General features: G+C 73.9%; 12 protein-coding genes. 9 read left to right on the top strand and 3 right to left on the bottom strand.

Features of this window, described 5'->3' with window-relative positions:
- Positions 1 to 4: 4 nt before the first annotated feature.
- The 8 genes from GHR20_RS12845 (at position 5) to moeZ (ending at position 10,366) form a co-directional block, all read left to right on the top strand.
- Entirely contained in the window at positions 5 to 1,090 is a 1,086-nt protein-coding gene (locus GHR20_RS12845) for an ABC transporter permease (RefSeq protein ID WP_153813238.1), read from the top strand.
- Positions 1,087 to 2,085: an ABC transporter permease gene (locus GHR20_RS12840; protein ID WP_111584805.1), complete on the top strand. Its 999-nt coding sequence runs from the start codon at positions 1,087 to 1,089 to the stop codon at positions 2,083 to 2,085. The genes GHR20_RS12845 and GHR20_RS12840 overlap by 4 nt, the downstream gene beginning before the upstream one ends.
- Positions 2,082 to 3,683, top strand: a complete 1,602-nt coding sequence (locus GHR20_RS12835; RefSeq protein WP_153813237.1) for an ABC transporter ATP-binding protein — start codon at positions 2,082 to 2,084, stop codon at positions 3,681 to 3,683. Before GHR20_RS12840 ends, GHR20_RS12835 begins: the two co-directional genes overlap by 4 nt.
- A 220-nt stretch (positions 3,684 to 3,903) precedes the next feature.
- Entirely contained in the window at positions 3,904 to 5,574 is a 1,671-nt protein-coding gene (locus GHR20_RS12830) for a DUF3492 domain-containing protein (protein ID WP_153813236.1), read from the top strand.
- 589 nt (positions 5,575 to 6,163) lie between these two features.
- The gene (locus tag GHR20_RS12825) at positions 6,164 to 7,300 is read left to right on the top strand and encodes a hypothetical protein (RefSeq protein WP_153813235.1); all 1,137 of its coding nucleotides are present in this window, start codon (positions 6,164 to 6,166) and stop codon (positions 7,298 to 7,300) included.
- A gap of 112 nt (positions 7,301 to 7,412) precedes the next feature.
- Positions 7,413 to 8,372 carry an NAD-dependent epimerase/dehydratase family protein gene (locus GHR20_RS12820; protein WP_148027819.1) on the top strand — a complete coding sequence of 320 codons (960 nt, stop codon included), beginning with the start codon at positions 7,413 to 7,415 and terminating at the stop codon, positions 8,370 to 8,372.
- The gene (locus tag GHR20_RS12815; protein WP_153813234.1) at positions 8,360 to 9,124 is read left to right on the top strand and encodes a spherulation-specific family 4 protein; all 765 of its coding nucleotides are present in this window, start codon (positions 8,360 to 8,362) and stop codon (positions 9,122 to 9,124) included. The genes GHR20_RS12820 and GHR20_RS12815 overlap by 13 nt, the downstream gene beginning before the upstream one ends.
- A gap of 63 nt (positions 9,125 to 9,187) precedes the next feature.
- Complete coding sequence (gene moeZ, locus GHR20_RS12810) at positions 9,188 to 10,366, top strand: adenylyltransferase/sulfurtransferase MoeZ (protein WP_111584800.1); 1,179 nt, start codon at positions 9,188 to 9,190, stop codon at positions 10,364 to 10,366.
- Between the two features lie 67 nt (positions 10,367 to 10,433).
- On the opposite strand, the gene GHR20_RS12805 is transcribed toward moeZ, so the two are convergent.
- Positions 10,434 to 10,928, bottom strand: a complete 495-nt coding sequence (locus GHR20_RS12805) for a MarR family transcriptional regulator (protein ID WP_153813233.1) — start codon at positions 10,926 to 10,928, stop codon at positions 10,434 to 10,436.
- Positions 10,929 to 11,107: 179 nt separating this feature from the next.
- On the opposite strand from GHR20_RS12805, the gene GHR20_RS12800 reads away from it, so the two are divergent.
- Positions 11,108 to 12,082, top strand: coding sequence for an alpha/beta hydrolase (locus tag GHR20_RS12800; protein ID WP_153815955.1), 975 nt, complete (start codon positions 11,108 to 11,110; stop codon positions 12,080 to 12,082).
- A 66-nt stretch (positions 12,083 to 12,148) separates the two neighbouring features.
- On the opposite strand, the gene GHR20_RS12795 is transcribed toward GHR20_RS12800, so the two are convergent.
- Together GHR20_RS12795 and GHR20_RS12790 are read right to left on the bottom strand one after the other, a co-directional pair.
- Entirely contained in the window at positions 12,149 to 13,738 is a 1,590-nt protein-coding gene (locus GHR20_RS12795) for an alpha/beta hydrolase (RefSeq protein WP_153813232.1), read from the bottom strand.
- Between the two features lie 140 nt (positions 13,739 to 13,878).
- Positions 13,879 to 16,881 (bottom strand): lysylphosphatidylglycerol synthase domain-containing protein, encoded by a 3,003-nt coding sequence (locus GHR20_RS12790; RefSeq protein ID WP_153813231.1) that lies wholly within the window; start codon positions 16,879 to 16,881, stop codon positions 13,879 to 13,881.
- Positions 16,882 to 17,021: the final 140 nt, after the last annotated feature.

Below are 17,021 nucleotides of genomic sequence, written 5' to 3'. Positions count from 1 at the left end.
CGCCGTGACCGAGTCACTCCTCGCCACCCCGGCCGCCGGGACGGACCTCCCCGTCCCGGCGGCCGCGGGGGCCCGCCGGTTCTGGCGGCGGCTGCGGGCGCAGCGCGCCGCCCTGGTCGCCGCGGCCGTCGTCGCGCTGCTCGTCCTGGTCGCGCTCGCCGCGCCGCTGCTCACCGCCCTGGAGGGCCAGGACCCCTTCACCTACCACCCGTCCCTGATCGACTCCGCGCGCGGGGGCGTGCCGGTCGGCTCCCTCGGGGGCATCGGCGCGGAGCACTGGCTGGGCGTCGAACCCCAGACCGGCCGCGACCTGTTCGCCCGCCTGGTCTACGGCGCCCGGGTCTCGCTCGGCGTCGCCCTGGCCGCCACCGTCATCCAGATCACCATCGGCGTGGCCGTCGGCGTGGCGGCCGCCCTCGGCAATCAATGGGTTGATCAAGTGTTGAGCCGGATCACGGACATCATCGTCGCCATGCCGCTGATGATCATGTCGCTGGCGCTGCTCGCGGTCGTCCCGGCGAGCTTCCCGCGGCCCGTCCTGGTCACCCTCGTCCTCGGCCTGATCGGCTGGGGCGGCATCGCGAAGATCGTGCGCGCGCAGGCCCTGTCCCTGAAGGGCCTCGACTACGTCTGTGCCGCCCGGCTCAGCGGCTGGCGGACCTGGCGGATCGCCCACCGGGAGCTGCTGCCCGGCCTCGCCGCGCCCATCATCACGTACGCCGCGCTCCTCGTGCCCTCGAACATCTCGGCGGAATCGGCCCTGTCCTTCCTCGGCGTCGGCGTCAAGCCGCCCACGCCCTCCTGGGGACAGATGCTCACCGCCGCCGACGTCTGGTACCAGGCCGCCCCGCAGTACCTGCTGCTGCCGGCCGGCGCCCTGTTCGTCACCATCCTCGCCCTCACCGTGCTCGGCGACGGCGTGCGCACCGCCCTCGACCCGCGCGCCGCCTCCCGGCTGCGGGTCGGCACCGGCCGCAAGAAGAAGGCCAGGGGCACGGGCACGGCCAAGGGCACGGAAGGCACGGAGACGTCCAGGGGCACGGAAAAGGGCACGGCCGAGGACGCGGTCAAGAAGGAGGCGACCCTGTGAGCGGCTTCGGCGGATTCCTGCTGCGCCGGGCCGTGGGCGCGGTCATCACCCTGCTCGCCGTCTCGGTCATCGTCTACGTCGTCTTCTACGTCACCCCCGGCAACGTCGCCCAGATCACCTGCGGCCCGCGCTGCTCGCCCGCCCAGGTGCACCAGGTCGCCGAACAGCTGCACCTCGGCGACCCCCTCTACGTGCGCTACTGGCACTTCCTCCAGGGCCTTTTGGCCGGCCAGGACTTCTCCACCGGCACCTCCGTGGAGCACTGCGCGGCGCCCTGCCTCGGGCAGTCGTACCAGACCGGGCAGCAGGTCCTGGACATCATCCTCGGCAAGCTGCCGGTCAGCCTCTCGCTGGTGCTCGGCGGCATGGTGCTGTGGCTCGCCCTCGGTGTCGGCACCGGCATCCTCTCCGCCTGGCGGCGCGGCCGCGTCTCGGAGCGGGTGCTCACCGCGATCACCCTCGCGGGCACCGCCACCCCGGTGTTCGTCATCGGTTTGGTGCTGATGATCGTCGTCTGCGGCGAACTCCAGCTGCTGCCCTTCCCGGAGTACGTCGCCTTCACCGACGACCCCCAGCAGTGGGCCTGGAACCTGCTGCTGCCCTGGCTGTCGCTGGCCCTGATCGAGGCCGCGACCTTCGCCCGGCTGACCCGCGCCGCGATGCTGGAGACCCTCGCCGAGGACCACGTACGCACCTTCCGCGCGTACGGCGTCGGCGAGCGGGCCATCGTCGGGCGGCACGCGCTGCGCGGCGCGTTCGCCCCGGTCATCGCGCTCAACGCCAACAACGTCGGCTCCGCCGTGGGCGGCGCCGTCCTCACCGAGACCCTGTTCGGGCTGCCCGGCATCGGCCAGGAGCTGGTGCACGCGGTGAAGGTCGTCGACCTGCCGGTGGTCGTCGGCATGGTCCTCGTCATCGCGTTCTTCGTGGTGCTCGCCAACGCCGTCGCGGACGTGCTGTACGCGGTGGCCGACCGACGGGTGGTGCTCGCATGAGCCTGGTGGAAGTGACCGGTCTGAGCGTCGGGTTCGGCGCGCTGAAGGCCGTCGACCATCTCTCCTTCAGCCTGGCCGAGGGCGGCGCGCTGGCCCTGGTCGGCGAGTCCGGCTCCGGCAAGTCCACGGTCGCGGGCGCCCTGCTGGGCCTGCACCGCGGCACCGGCGCCCGGGTCGACGGCACCGTGCGCGTCGCCGGCACCGATGTCCAGGAGGCCGGCGAGCGCGAGCTGCGGCGGCTGCGCGGCGCCAAGGCCGCCATGGTCTTCCAGGACCCGCTGTCCTCCCTCGACCCCTACTACGCCATCGGCGACCAGATCGCCGAGGTGTACCGGGTGCACACCCGTGCCGGGCGCCGCGCCGCCCGCGCGCGGGCCGTCGAGGTCCTGGACCGGGTGGGCATCCCGGACGCCGCCCGGCGCGCCCGCGCGCGCCCGCACGAGTTCAGCGGCGGCATGCGCCAGCGCGCGCTCATCGCCATGGCGCTGGCCTGCGAGCCCGAACTGCTGATCGCCGACGAGCCCACCACCGCGCTCGACGTCACCGTGCAGGCCCAGATCCTCGACCTGCTGCACACCCTGCGCACCGAGACGGGCATGGGCCTGCTGCTGGTCACCCACGACGTGGGCGTGGCCGCGGAGAGCGTCGAGGAGGTACTGGTCATGCGGCACGGCCGGGCCGTCGAGCACGGTCCGGCCGGGGCGGTCCTCGCGGCGCCCCGTAAGTCGTACACGCGCGAACTCCTCGACGCCGTCCCGCGCCTGGACGCCCGCCGCACCGGCTCCCCGGCCACCGGCGAGGTGGTCCTGGAGGCCACCGGCCTGCGGCGCGAATTCGGGCGCGGCAAACGGGCGTTCGCGGCCGTGGACGACGTCTCGCTGACCGTGCGCAGGGGCGAGACCCTCGGCGTCGTCGGCGAGAGCGGCAGCGGCAAGACCACCCTCGGCCGGATGCTGGTCGGCCTCCTGGAGCCCACCGCGGGCCGGATCCGGTACGCGGGCGAGCCGCACACCGGGGTGAACCCGGCCGTCCAGATGGTGTTCCAGGACCCCGTCTCCTCCCTCAACCCCCGCCGCAGCGTGGGCGAGTCCATCGCCGACCCGCTGCGCGCCCGGGGCGGGAAGGGCGCGGGGGCCGAGGAACGGATCAGAGGGCGGGTGAGGGAACTCCTGGAGCGCGTGGGGCTCGAAGCGGCGCACTACGACCGCTACCCGCACGAGTTCAGCGGGGGCCAGCGCCAGCGCATCGGCATCGCCCGCGCGCTGGCCGCCGACCCGCGCGTCATCGTCTGCGACGAACCCGTCTCCGCGCTCGATGTCACCACCCAGGCCCAGGTGGTCGCCCTGCTCGGCGAGTTGCAGCGGGAACTGGGCCTCGCGCTGGTCTTCATCGCGCACGACCTCGCCGTCGTCCGCCAGGTCAGCGACCGGCTCGCGGTGATGCGCCGGGGCCGGCTGGTCGAGTACGGCCCTGCCGACGAGGTCTACGACAGCCCGCGCGAGGAGTACACCCGGCAGCTGCTGGCCGCCGTACCCGCCCTCGATCCGGAGCTGGCGGCCCGGCGCCGGGCCGCGCGCGGCGAGCCGGCGGCGGCCTGACCGGGCGCCGGACGGCGCGCCCGGTGTGACGTCCCGTGCCCGCGTGAACGCCTAGCGCGACAAAACGCGTTCCGCACGAGAAAGTTACGCGCGTTCACCCCTTTTGGTGGCGCGACGGACAACCGTCCGTCGCGCCACCCTCTTGTCCGTTTACGTTCGTCCCGCTGTGAGCCGCCGGGACCAACGGCGGCCGACCAGGAGGAAGATCGGGGGTGCACGCGTGCGCACGGGACTGCTGACAGAAGGCGGCTATCCGTTTGCGGGCGGGGACGCCGGCCTCTGGTGCGACCGGCTGGTGCGCGGGCTCGGACAGCACGAGTTCGACCTCTACGCGCTCAGCCGCAGCAGGCACCAGGAGGAAGCGGGCCTGCTCCCGCTCCCGCCCCAGGTGACCCGGGTCCGTACGGCACCGCTGTGGACGGCCGGGGGCGAGAGCGGGGCGGTCGGGTACGGACGGCGCGCGCGCCGGCGCTTCACCGAGCACTACGGCGAGCTGGCCGCCGCGGTATGCACGGCGGCGGACGGCGGCACGGGCGGTACGGCCGCGGACCACAGCGCCTCCGGTGCCGTGGCGGACCGTTTCGCCAACGCCCTGTACGGGCTCGCCGAACTCGCCCGTGAGGAGGGCGGACTCGGCGCGGCGCTCCGCTCCGACCTCGGCGTCCGCACCCTGGAGCGCGCCTGCCGGGCGCCCGGTGCGCCGCGCACGGCGCGCGAGGCGCGCGTGGCCGACCTGCTCACCGTCACCGGCCATCTCGAACGCGCCCTGCGCCCCCTGTCCCTCGACTGGTACGGCGACGACGCGCTCGGCGCGGCCGACCTCTGCCACGCCACGTCCGGCGGCCCCGCCGCCCTCCCCGGGCTGCTCGCCCGGCACTTTCGCGGGGTGCCGCTGCTGGTCACCGAGTACGGCGTCCATCTGCGCGCCCAGTACCTGGACCGGGGGCCCGGGGCGGCGCCCGCGGTGCGCGCCCTGCTCGCCGCGTTCCACGGACGGCTCGCCACCGAGACCTACCGGCGCGCCGAGATCCTCACCCCGGGCAACGCGCACGCCCGCCGCTGGCAGGAGCGGTGCGGTGCGGACCGGGCCAGGATTCGCACCGTGTACCCGGGCATGGCCGCCGACGGCTTCGCCGAGGCCGGCGAGTCACCGGACCGGGCGGACCCGGACACCCTGGTCTGGGTCGGGTGCGTCGAACCCGCCAAGGACCTGGTCGCGCTGCTGCACGCCTTCGCCGAGGTGCGCAGGCGGGAGCCCCGGGCCCGGCTGCGCATCGTCGGTACGGTGGACGGACCCGAGTCAACGGCGTACCTCGGGCACTGCCGGGCGCTCGCCGCGCAGCTCTTCCCGGACGAGGCGGAGGGGGCGCACACGGTCGGCTGCAACCCGGTCTCCTTCGAGGAGATCGGCAGCCCGTACGCGCCCACGCTGCCCGAGGTGTACGCCTCCGGCGCCGTCGTCGTGCTCTCCAGCGTGGTGGAGGGCTTCCCCACCGGGCTGATCGAGGCCATGTTCTGCGGCCGGGCGACCGTGTCGACGGACGCCGGCGCGGTGGTCGAGGTGATCGGCGGTACGGGACTGGTCGTGCCCCCGCGCAATCCGCGAGCGCTCGCCGACGCGTGTGTGGCGCTGCTGCGCGACCCCGAGCGCCGTGCGCGGCTCGGGGCGGCCGCGCGGGCCCGGGCGCTGGAACTGTTCACCGTCGAGCAGAACATCGCGGCGTTTCACGGCATTTACCTGGAGATCGTCTCGCACTGCCCGGTCCGCCGCGACCTCCTCGACGCGTCCGGCGCGCCGCTGCCCTTCGCCGCCCCCGCCGAATCCCACGTCCCCGCCCACTGGCCCGCCACCCCCACCTGGGCCCTCCCGACCACGGAGCCCGCCCGATGAGCGACACACCGAGAAAGCCGAGCGGCGGGGTGCCGTGGGGCGCGGAAGCGGGGCCCTCGGCCGGGATGGCTCCGGGACCGGCCAAGGTGGCCTCGGAGTCGGGGGAGCGGCCTTCGGCCGGGGCGGCTCCGGGGGCGAGAGAGCGATCCTCGGCCGGGGTGGCGTCGGACGTGGGGGAGTGGCCGCAGGCGCCGGTCGGAGTGAACCGGGGGGCCCCTGTAGCCGGCCCGTACGGCGGCGAGGACCCCGTGAGCTGGCCGGACGCCGCCGACGGCGTGCCCTCCGCGCCCGGTGCCGGGGCGCTTGGCTTCGACATGCCTGGCGTCAACGTCCCTGGCCTCAACACCTCTGGTGTCAACCCCCCTGGCTTCAACCCCCCTTCTGACATGCCCAGTTCGGCCGAGGGTTTCCCTCGCACGGGCGCGACCTCCCCGGAGCGGCCGGGCGCCTCGGCGGCGACCCCCCGCTCCGTGCCCGCGTCCTCCGGTTCCGGGGTGGTCCTCGCCAAGTCCCGTGCCGGTGAGCCCCGTACCTCCGCGGCCCTCGTCGACCACCCGCCGCCCGCCCCGCGAGCGGGCCGTCTGCGCCCATGCCCGCCCCCTCCCATGGCGCCACCCCCCGCCGCCCCTCCGGCGACCCCGTCAAGGCGTTGCTCCACCGGCACCGCGACCTGTGCGAACAGGCCGTCGACGCGCTGGAGATCGCGGCCGGGCTGGAGGCACAGGGGATCACCGACCGGACAGCGGCGCGGTTCCGGCACCGGGACGTCTTCTCGCTGGCCGAGGAGCTGTACGCGCGGGTGCCGCGGACCGGGGAGCCCCCGCCGGAGCCGAAGCCGGCCGTCCCCGTGCCCCGGATCAACGCGGCGTGGGCGCTGCTGAGCCTGCTGCCCGGGGCCGCCGCGGCGGGCACCGCGGCCGGGACGCGGCTCACCCAGGGACAGCCGCGGCTGCTCGTGGCCGCGGCCGGGATCGTCGTCGTCGCCCTCACGGCCCGCGCGGCGCTGCGCACCGGACCCCTGGCCGTGCGCGACGGGCACCGGCGCCCCCGCCCCTGGCAGGGATCCCTCGTCAGCTGGACCCTCTGGCTCCTCGGCTACGCGCTGTTCGGCGACGGCCTGCTGCACGACGTGCTCACCGGCGGCCCCGACGCGCTGCCCGACGGCGCGCCCGGCGGCGCCTGGCCCACCACCACCGCGCCCGCGCTCGCCCTCACCCTGGCCCTCGCGCCCGCCGCCTGGTGCGCCCATCTCCTCGCCGCGGGCGCCCGGCGCACACTCGCCGGCAGCCGGGGCCTCGACGACTTCACGGCCGCCGCGCGCCCCCTGCTGCTCGGCGCCTTCGCCCTGTTCCTCGGCGCGCTCGCCGCGCTCCTCCTGGCGTGCGGAAAGGTCCTCGGCGAACCCGCGGCCCTCCCGCAGGCGCTCACCCTCGGCGCCCTGCTCCTGCTCGCCCGGCTGCTCATCGCGTACCGGCACCGGCGCGCCCCCGTCCTCGCCCTCGGCGCCGCCGCGGTCACCGAGGCGATGGCCCTCGCGCTGCCCCTCGCCGGGCGGCTGCCCCACTGCCGGCTGCTCGCGCTGCCCGTGCGGACCCTCACGGACACCGTGGGCGAACCCGCCGTACCGGCCCTCGCCTGCGGCACCGCCGCCCTGGCCCTGCTGCTGCACGCCGGCCGCACCCTCACCCGCGCCTCCGCCCACGCACCCACCGGAGCACCCGGGTGAGCACCGGCTCGCGCCGCCCCCCGAACCAACAGCACCACCCCGTTGAAGGAGACCTCCAGATGTCCACCTCCCACCAGGGAGCCCCCGAAGCCCTCACCCAGGGAGCCGCCCGATGAGGGTCCTGCTGATCGGAGCCAATGGTTACCTCGGCCGGTTCGTGGCCGAGCGGCTGCTCGCCGACCCCGCCGTACAGCTCACCGCGCTCGGGCGGGGCGACGACGCGGACGTCCGGTTCGACCTCGCCACCGGCAGCCCGGGCGCGCTCACCCGGTTCCTGGGGGCGGTGCACCCCGGGGTCGTCGTCAACTGCGCCGGTGCCACCCGCGGCGGTGCCCGCGAGCTGACCCGGCACAACACCGTCGCCGTGGCCACCGTGTGCGAGGCGCTGCGGCGCAGCGGCTGCGGCGCGCGGCTGGTGCAGATCGGCTGCGGCGCGGAGTACGGGCCCAGCCAGCCCGGCTCGTCCACGGCCGAGGACGCCGTACCGCGGCCCGGCGGTCCGTACGGCGTCAGCAAGCTCGCCGCCACCGAACTCGTCCTCGGCTCCGGTCTGGACGCCGTGGTGCTGCGCGTCTTCTCGCCCTGCGGACCCGGCACCCCGGCCGGCTCCCCGCTCGGCCGGCTCGCCGAGGCGATGCGCCGCGCGATGCAGTCCGGCGACGGGGAACTGAAACTCGCCGGACTCGGTGTGCAGCGCGACTTCGTGGACGTACGCGATGTCGCCCGCGCCGTGCACGCCGCCTCGCTCTCCGCCGCGCAGGGCGTGATCAACATCGGTTCGGGCCGTGCCGTACGGCTGCGGGACGCCGCCGGAATCCTGGCCCGCGTGGCCGGCTACGGCGGCGCGCTGCACGAACTCGACGCCCCGTCCGGGGTGTTGCGCGGCGGCCTCGGCCACCCCCGGGCCGAGTCGGAGCACACTGCCCCGGCCGCGTTCCCCTACCCGGACGGCTGCGGCGGCTGGCAGCAGGCCGATGTGCGCACCGCGCGCGACCGGCTCGGCTGGCGGCCGCGCATCAACCTCGAAGAGTCCCTGGCCGACATCTGGATGGAGGCGGCATGCCGCATCTGACCAGCACCGGCACCACCGAGGACGCCTTGGGCGCCACCGGCACCGCCGTCCGCACCGCCCTCGGCGTCCCCGGCTTCGCCCACCCGCTCGTCGCCCCCGCCCAGTGGGCCGCGCTCGCCCGCCCCGGCACCCCGCTGGACTGGGTGGCGCTCGACGTGGCCGGCGGCCCCGGCGCCCGCCCCGACCCGCACTGCCTGACGGCGGCTCAGGCGCTGCACCACGCGGGCACGCGCGTCCTCGGCCGCCTCGACCTCGCGCAGGGCGTCCGCGCCCACGCCGACCTGGTCCGCGACGCCCACCGCTACCTCGACTGGTACCGGGTCGACGGCTTCCTCCTCGACCGCTGCCCCCACGGCCGCGCCGAACTCGACGGCGTCCGCCGGGTACTCGGGGAGCTGCGGGCGATCAACGACAGTGCCCGTCTCGTCCTCGGCCACGGCACCCACCCGCACCCGGGCTACGCGGACCACGCCGACCAGCTGGTGACCTTCTCCGGCTCCTGGTCCGACTACCGCTGGTCACAGGTCGCGGAGTGGACCGCCGACCATCCGCCCGAGCGGTTCTGCCACTTCGTGCACGGGGTGCCGCGCGGGCATCTGGAGGAGGCGCTGCGCGTCGCGCGCTGGCAGGGCGCGGCCACGGTCTACTTCACGGACCGCACCGGAGGCCGTGGCTCGGGGGACCCCTGGGAGGCGATGCCCGGCTACTGGGACGAAATCGTCTCGCGCCTCGGACCGGGTGTCTCGGAATGAAGAAGGGCGTGGCAGTGTTACCAGGAGAACAAATGTAGTGATCGACCGACCAACGGAGTCCCCGTGTCGCTGCCACCCCTGGTCGAGCCCGCTTCCGAGCTCACCGTAGACGAGGTCCGCAGGTACTCCCGCCACCTGATCATCCCCGATGTGGGCATGGACGGGCAGAAGCGGCTGAAGAACGCCAAGGTGCTGTGCGTGGGCGCCGGCGGCCTGGGTTCGCCCGCGCTGATGTACCTGGCCGCGGCGGGTGTCGGCACGCTCGGCATCGTGGAGTTCGACGAGGTCGACGAGTCGAACCTGCAGCGCCAGATCATCCACAGCCAGTCCGACATCGGCCGCTCCAAGGCCGAGTCCGCGCGCGACACCGTCAAGGGCATCAACCCTTACGTGAACGTGGTCCTTCACGAGGAGCGGCTCGAAGCCGAGAACGTGATGGACATCTTCGGCCAGTACGACCTGATCGTGGACGGCACGGACAACTTCGCCACCCGCTACCTGGTCAACGACGCCTGTGTGCTGCTGAACAAGCCGTACATCTGGGGTTCGATCTACCGCTTCGACGGCCAGGCGTCGGTCTTCTGGTCCGAGCACGGCCCCTGCTACCGCTGCCTCTACCCGGAGCCCCCGCCCCCGGGCATGGTCCCCTCCTGCGCCGAGGGCGGTGTGCTCGGCGTGCTGTGCGCGTCGATCGGCTCCATCCAGGTCAACGAGGCCATCAAGCTCCTCGCGGGCATCGGCGACCCGCTGGTCGGCCGGCTGATGATCTACGACGCCCTGGAGATGCAGTACCGCCAGGTCAAGATCCGCAAGGACCCGGACTGCGCGGTCTGCGGCGAGAACCCGACCGTCACCGAGCTCATCGACTACGAGGCGTTCTGCGGCGTCGTCTCGGAGGAGGCCCAGGAGGCGGCGGCCGGTTCGACGATCACTCCCAAGCAGCTCAAGGAGTGGATCGACGACGGCGAGAACATCGAGATCATCGACGTCCGCGAGCCGAACGAGTACGAGATCGTCTCCATCCCGGGTGCCACGCTGATCCCGAAGAACGAGTTCCTCATGGGCACCGCCCTGGAGACGCTGCCCCAGGACAAGAAGATCGTCTTGCATTGCAAGACGGGTGTCCGCAGTGCGGAAGTCCTCGCGGTCCTGAAGTCCGCGGGCTTCTCCGACGCCGTCCATGTCGGCGGCGGCGTCATCGGCTGGGTCAACCAGATCGAGCCGGACAAGCCGGTCTACTGAGCGGCCTCCGTCTGCGTCGAGAAGCCCGCGCCCCGAACTCGCGTTCAGGGTCGCGGGCTTCGTCGTGTCATCCGGCCGTCACGTTCGTGGTGAGCAGCCGCAGCAGGTGCTTGGCCGTGGCGTCCTGCTCGGCGGTGAGGCCCATCGCGTCGCCGATGGCCAGGGGGACCGCGCGGGCCCGCTCGCGCAGGGCGCCGCCGGACCCGGTGAGCCGGACGGTGACGGAACGCTCGTCGTCGGGGCGGCGCTCGCGGCGCACCAGACCGGCCGACTCCAGTCGTTTGAGCAGCGGGGAGAGTGTGCTCGACTCCAGCTGGAGCGCGCCGCCCAGGTCGCCGACGGAGAGCGCGTCCCGCTCCCAGAGGGCCAGCATCACCAGGTACTGCGGATAGGTCAGGCCCAGCTCGTCCAGCAGGGGCCGGTAGCGCGCGGTGACCGCGCGCGAGGCCGCGTACAGGGCGAAGCACAGCTGGTCCTGGAGCAGGAGCGAGCCCGGCGCGAGGGCGGGGGTGCCCGGCTCGGGGTCGGGGGTGCCCGCCTCGGGGTGGGTGACCTGGTCCATGACGGGCGTCCTCCCTCGGGTGAATGAAAAGTCCCATTTTAACAGTGGTCCATCGATCGCGATTAGATCGTGCACAACTTAGTTGCGCGCGATCTAATTGGGCGGTACCTTTCTTCTCGTACCCGCCGGCCGGCCGATCCGACCGCCGGCCCGACCGTCAGGAGCTCCTCGTGTCCGAGATCACCGAGTCCGCCGAGACTGCCGCCCGCCCGGTGCTGGAGCCGGCCGCCGCCGCCTTCGCCGAGGCCACCGCGAACCCGCCGTACCTCTTCGACCTCGGTCCGGTCGAGGGCCGCAAGGCCGTCGACGAGGTGCAGTCCGGGGAGACCGCGAAGCCGGCCGTGGACGAGGAGTGGGTGAATGTGCAGGGCGGGCCCACCGGTTCCGTCCGCGCCCGCGTCGTCCGCCCGGCCGGAGCCACCGGCACCCTCCCGGTGATCGTCTACATCCACGGCGCCGGCTGGGTGTTCGGGAACGCCCACACCCACGACCGCCTGGTCCGCGAACTGGCCGTCGGCGCCCGCGCGGCCGTCGTCTTCCCCGAGTACGACCTCTCGCCCGAGGCCCGCTACCCGGTCGCCATCGAGCAGAACTACGCCGTCGCCCAGTGGGTCGTCCGTGAGGGCGCCGAGCGCGGCCTGGACGCCACCCGGATCGCGGTCGCCGGTGACTCGGTCGGCGGCAACATGTCGGCCGCGCTCACCCTGATGGCCAAGGAGCGCGGCGACGTCCCGCTGCTCCAGCAGGTGCTGTTCTACCCGGTCACCGACGCGTCCTTCGACACCCCGTCGTACCACGAGTTCGCCGAGGGCTACTTCCTGCGCCGCGACGCCATGCGGTGGTTCTGGGACCAGTACACGACCGACGAGAAGCAGCGCGCCGAGATCACCGCGTCGCCGCTGCGCGCCACCCTGGAGCAGCTCACCGGACTGCCCCCGGCGCTGGTCGTCACCGGCGAGGCCGACGTGCTGCGGGACGAGGGCGAGGCGTACGCCGCCCGGCTCCGGGCCGCCGGGGTGCCGGTGACCGCCGTGCGCTACCAGGGCATCATCCACGACTTCGTGATGCTCGACGCGCTGCGCGCGACCCACGCCGCCGAGGCCGCCATCGCCCAGGCCGTCGCCGTCCTGCGCACCGCGCTCGGCACGGTGTGACCCGGGGGCCCCACTACGGCGTCCGGCCCGCACGGGTTCTCCCGTACGGGCCGGTTCGCGCGCGGCTCAGCCGCAGACCGCACCCGCCTTCGGGATCGTGCCGTGCAGCAGGTACGCGTTCACCTTGCTCTGCACGCACGGGTCCTTGCTGTCGTACGCGCCGTGCCCCTGGCCCTTGAACGTCAGCTGGACGCCGACGCCCTTGCCGAGGGCCTCCGCCATCCGCCGCGCGCCCTCGTAGGGGGTGGCCGGGTCGCCCGTGTTGCCGACGACCAGGACCGGCGCCGATCCGGGGGCGCTGACATCGGGGTGGTAGGCGGCGCCCGGCACGGCCCAGTCGGTGCAGCCGACCATGCCCCAGGCGAGGAAGTCCCCGAACAGCGGCGAGGCGGCGCGGAACCGGGGAAGCGCGCGCTGCACGTCGGCGACGGTGTAACGGGGCTTCTCGTCGGCGCAGTTGATCGCCACGTTCGCCGAGGCGATGTTGCTGTAGTGGCCGTTCTCGTCCCGGCCGTTCATCGCGTCGGACAGCACCATCAGCACCTTGCCGTCACCGTCGTACGCCTGCTCCAGGCCCTCGGTGAGGTACTCCCAGAAGTCCTTGGAGTACAGGGACTGCGCGATGCCGTTGGTCGCCGCGGTCTGGGTCAGCAGGCGCGGGGCGATGCCCGGGATCGGCTTCTTCTCCAGGTCGGCCAGGAGTTTCGCGATGCGGTTCTCGACGTCCTGCCGGGTGTCCCCGAGCGGGCAGCCCTCCGGCTTGGCGACGCAGTCCTCGGCGAAGTTGCCGAGCGCCAGCTGGAAGCCCTTCGCCTGGCCGAGCGCGCTCTCCTCGGGGTTCTGCGTGGGGTCCACCACCCCGTCGAACACGGCCCGCCCGACGTGCGTGGGGAACAAGTGGGCGTAGACACCGCCGAGTTGGGTGCCGTACGAGATGCCGAAGTAGTGCAGCTTGTCGTCGCCGAGCACCCGCCGCATCAGATCGATGTCACGGGCCGCGTCGGTGGTGCGCACATGCAGCAGCACCTGTCCTGACCTGCTCTCGCAGCCCGCGTTGAAGTTCCGGGTGCGCTGGACGAGTCGGGTGCGCTCGGCGGCGTCGTCCGGGGTCGCGTCCTGCTGGAAGAACGTGTCGAGCTGGGCGTCGGTCTTGCAGGTCACCGGCGCGCTGCGGCCCACCCCGCGCGGATCGAAGCTGACCAGGTCGTAGCGGGTGCGCAGGGTCGCGTAGTCCTGGGCGAACGCGGGCAGCGTGGTGACACCGCTGCCGCCGGGCCCGCCGAAGTTGAAGATGAGCGAGCCGATCCGCTCGCTCGCGGGCCCGCTGGCCTTGGCCCGGATCAGCGAGATGCCGATGGTGGGCCCCTGCGGCTTGCCCCAGTCGAGGGGCGCCCGCATGGTGGCGCACTCCCAGGTGGTGCCGTTCGGCAGCGGGGACGGCGCGCTCCCGCCGCCCTCCGCCTCGTCCGGGGCCGGGCAGGCCGCCCAGTCCAGCGTCTGCGTCGTCAGGGACGCGAGGGACGCGGTGGCGCCGGTGCTGACATCGTCGTCGCCGCAACCGGCCAGCAGGGCGGCCAGCAGCACGGCGGCCGTCGTCAGGGCGGTGGTACGCGGCCAGGGGGGAGCGGCGGCTCGCAGCCGGGAGGGAGAGGCCATGCCCCCATCCTGCGGGCGCGCGCGCCGGGCCGCGCGGGGCACGGGCCGTACGAGGTACGGCCTTTCGGGGCCGCCCCCTACGGGCTCCGTAGGGCACCCGCGGGGGCGCGCGCCGCTCCCGGCCCGGACCGGGAGGGGGCCTACAGGGCTCCCTTACGGCTCAGGTGGTTGAACGCCAGCCATCCCGGCAGCACCGGCAGCCACAGCGTCATCAGCCGGAACAGCAGTACGGCGGGGGCCGCGACCTCCTTGGGCAGGCCGAAGGCGATCAGACCGAGGGTGAGGCTCGCCTCGATCGCGCCGACGCCACCGGGGGTCGGCGCGGCCGAGCCGAGCGCGTTGCCGGCGAGGAAGACGACCGCGACGCTGGCGATGCTCAGCGTGGTCATGCCGTGGCCGAAGGCGCGCACGGCGGCGTCCAGGCACATCACGTTGCACGCGGTCAGCAGCAGCATGCCGCCGATGCCGGTGACCAGCTTCTGCGGCCGCTGGAGCACATCGAGCATGCGCGGCACGACACCGGCGAACAGCGACCGGACCCGGGTGACCACGAACTTCCGCAGGAACGGCACCGACGTCACCACCAGCACCAGCACCGCGACGGTCAGCAGACCCGCGATCACGGTCCGGGACGGCGACAGCGACGGCGTCTTCTCGGTGCCGGTCAGATAGCCGAAGGACAGCAGCATCAGGATGTGGCAGCCGAGCCCGAACAGCTGCGAGGCGCCGACGCTCGCCACCGCGAGCCCCGGGCGCACGCCCGCGCGCTGGAGGAAGCGCGTGTTCAGCGCCACCCCGCCGACCGCCGCCGGTGCCACGATCTTCACGAAGGAGCCGGCGACCTGCGCCGCCACCGTCCGCGGGAACGGCACCCGCTCCGGCACGAAGCCCAGCAGCGCCATCGCCGCCGCCACATAGCTGAGCGCCGAGAACAGCGCCGCCGCGATCACCCAGCCCCACTGGGCCTGCGAGAACAGCGTGCCGAACTCGATGTGGGTGAGCTGCGTCAGCAGGAAGTACGCGCCGATCGCACCGGCGATGAAGCTGATCAGCGTGCGCGGCCGCACCCGCTCCAGGCGGGCCGGCTGCACCGGGGCCTGCGGCCTGATCCGCAGCACCTGGTGCCGGATCTGGGTGAGCAGATCCTCCTCGCGGGACTCCTCTATGGCCTCGTCGATCGCCCGCCGCTCGGCCCGCTGCTCCGCCCGTACGACCTTCTTGTTCGACTTGTCCGACTTATCGAGCCTGTTGAGCTGCTCCTCGGCGTCGGCGCCCTCGGCGAGGGTCGTCCCGTTCGCCTCCGCGGCCTCCCGCAGCCGGGTCAGCTTGGCCTGGTGGGACGCCTCCAGGACCGCCTCGCGCTCGCGCTGGGCCCGTTCGCGGCCCAGCCGGCGCAGGGTGTTGCGGGTGGAGCGGGTGAGCGCGATCGGCTGGAGCATCGGCAGGCAGTCGGCCACCGCGTCGGGCCCGAGCACCCCGACCGCCGAGGCCACCGCGCGCTCCGCGCCGACCCGCAGCCCCAGCGTGGTCAGCAGCTGGGCCACGTCCATGCGCAGCAGCAGCTCGCCGGCCGCGATCTCGCCGCCGCGCAGTTCGGCCAGGATCACCTCGCCGGACGGGTCGACCAGGATCGCGTCCCCGGCCAGCCTGCGGTGCGCGATGCGCCGCGACTGGAGCGCGCGCACCTGCGACCAGGCGCTGCGCAGCAGATCGTCGGTGATCTCCTCGTCGGCCAGCGCGTCCAGCGTGCGGCCACCGGTGTGCTCGTAGACCAGCATCACCGCGTCCGGGCCGAGCTCGGAGGTGGCGATCAGCTTCGGCGCGTTGGCGCCCGCCGCGATCGCCGCGTAGGCCAGCAGCGCCTCCTGCTCCAGCGCCTGGCGCAGCGACTGGAGGCTGGAGCGGGTGGCGAAGCCGCGCAGGGTGAGGTTGCGCCACGCCCGGTAGAAGAAGCCCTGGGCCTGCTGTTCCCGGTCCACGACCGTGACGTCCAGCGGCGGGCCGTCCTCCAGGGTGACGAAGTAGCGCCGGCCCCGGTCGCCGTTCTCGCTCTCGACGACCTCCTCACGGGCCGCGCCGACCGGGCGGAAGCCGACATGACGCAAACCCGCCAGCAGGGTCTGGCCGGTGGGGCGGACGTTGGGCGAGCCGACCGCGTACAGCGTGCCGTAGGCCACCGACCAGCCGATCAGCACCGTCAGGACGATGGAGAAGGCGGTCGTGTAACCGGTCACCAGCATGGAGAACGCGTCGAGCAGCAGCACGATCCACAGCACCGAGCGCCAGCGGGGTCTGCGGGACATGCCGACGGCCGTCATATAGGCGATGACGGGCGCCAGGTAGCCGTGCACCGGGTCGGTCAGGGCGTGCACGTCGACCGGGGAGGGCTGGGTCAGGGCGTCCTGGATCGAGCCGGGGGCGGCCCGCGCGACCCACAGGTCGGTGGCGAGGGTCACCCCGTGCGCGAGGACGGCGGCCAGGACGCCGTCGGCGATGCGCAGCCCGTCCCGTTTGATCAGCCGTTCGATCGCGAAGGCGACCGGGACCAGCAGGATCGCGATGCTGGAGGCCAGCCCCGCGAATCTGATCAGCAGATCGGGGGCCTGCCCGGTGCCCTTGTTGATGTCCTGTTCGAGGCCGGAGGTGGTGCCGTGCGCGAACGCGGCGACGGCCAGCAGCACCACGATGGCGAGCAGGCCGACCAGGAGCCGCATCAGGTCGGAGGGGCGGTGCACCCGGGCGGGCAGCAGGGGCTCGTCACCCTCCACCGGGTCCGGATGGTCAGGGTCCGGGCGGTCAGGGTCCGGGCGGTCAGGGTTCGGGCCGTCCGGGTCCGGGTGGCCCGGGTCCGGGTGGTCCGGGTTCAGATCGTCCGGGTCCGGGGCCGGGTGCGGGTGGCCGGCGTGCGGCTCCGCGTGCGGACCGCCGTCGTCTGCGTCGCCTCCGGAGCCGCTCCGGTCGGTCGGCGGGTTCTGCGGGATGTGCGCCCCCTCGGTGCGTTCCGCCGCGGTGCGTTCCGGGTCCGCGGGGTGCGGGTCCGGGTGGGCGGACCGGCCGCCCTCGCCCGTACGGCCGGTGTTCGGGCGCGCGCCGGCGTCAGGGGTGCCCGACCCGCCCTCGGGGTGCACTCCCTGCTGTTTCATGATCTCTTCTTGGTCTCGTATCACCGGTCACCGCCCGCACGATGGTGGCATGTCCCACCGACACACGCGGGCGCCAGGGTGTGGATGCGCGGTCGCACAGTCTGCCGGAAGCGCCGCCCGGGGGCGAGAGGAACCTTCGC

Source organism: Streptomyces sp. SUK 48 (genome assembly GCF_009650765.1).
Taxonomy (GTDB): Bacteria; Actinomycetota; Actinomycetes; order Streptomycetales; family Streptomycetaceae; genus Streptomyces.
The sequence above is the reverse complement of the archived record's forward strand: the minus strand, read 5'-3'. Positions and strand labels throughout refer to the sequence as shown.

Coding starts and splice junctions, on each gene's coding strand:
- GHR20_RS12835 (WP_153813237.1), top strand. CDS start 2,082: ATGAGCCTGGTGGAAGTGACCGGTCTGAGCGTCGGGTTCGGCGCGCTG.
- GHR20_RS12825 (WP_153813235.1), top strand. CDS start 6,164: ATGCCCGCCCCCTCCCATGGCGCCACCCCCCGCCGCCCCTCCGGCGAC.
- GHR20_RS12820 (WP_148027819.1), top strand. CDS start 7,413: ATGAGGGTCCTGCTGATCGGAGCCAATGGTTACCTCGGCCGGTTCGTG.
- GHR20_RS12815 (WP_153813234.1), top strand. CDS start 8,360: ATGCCGCATCTGACCAGCACCGGCACCACCGAGGACGCCTTGGGCGCC.
- GHR20_RS12805 (WP_153813233.1), bottom strand. CDS start 10,928: ATGGACCAGGTCACCCACCCCGAGGCGGGCACCCCCGACCCCGAGCCG.
- GHR20_RS12795 (WP_153813232.1), bottom strand. CDS start 13,738: ATGGCCTCTCCCTCCCGGCTGCGAGCCGCCGCTCCCCCCTGGCCGCGT.
- GHR20_RS12790 (WP_153813231.1), bottom strand. CDS start 16,881: ATGAAACAGCAGGGAGTGCACCCCGAGGGCGGGTCGGGCACCCCTGAC.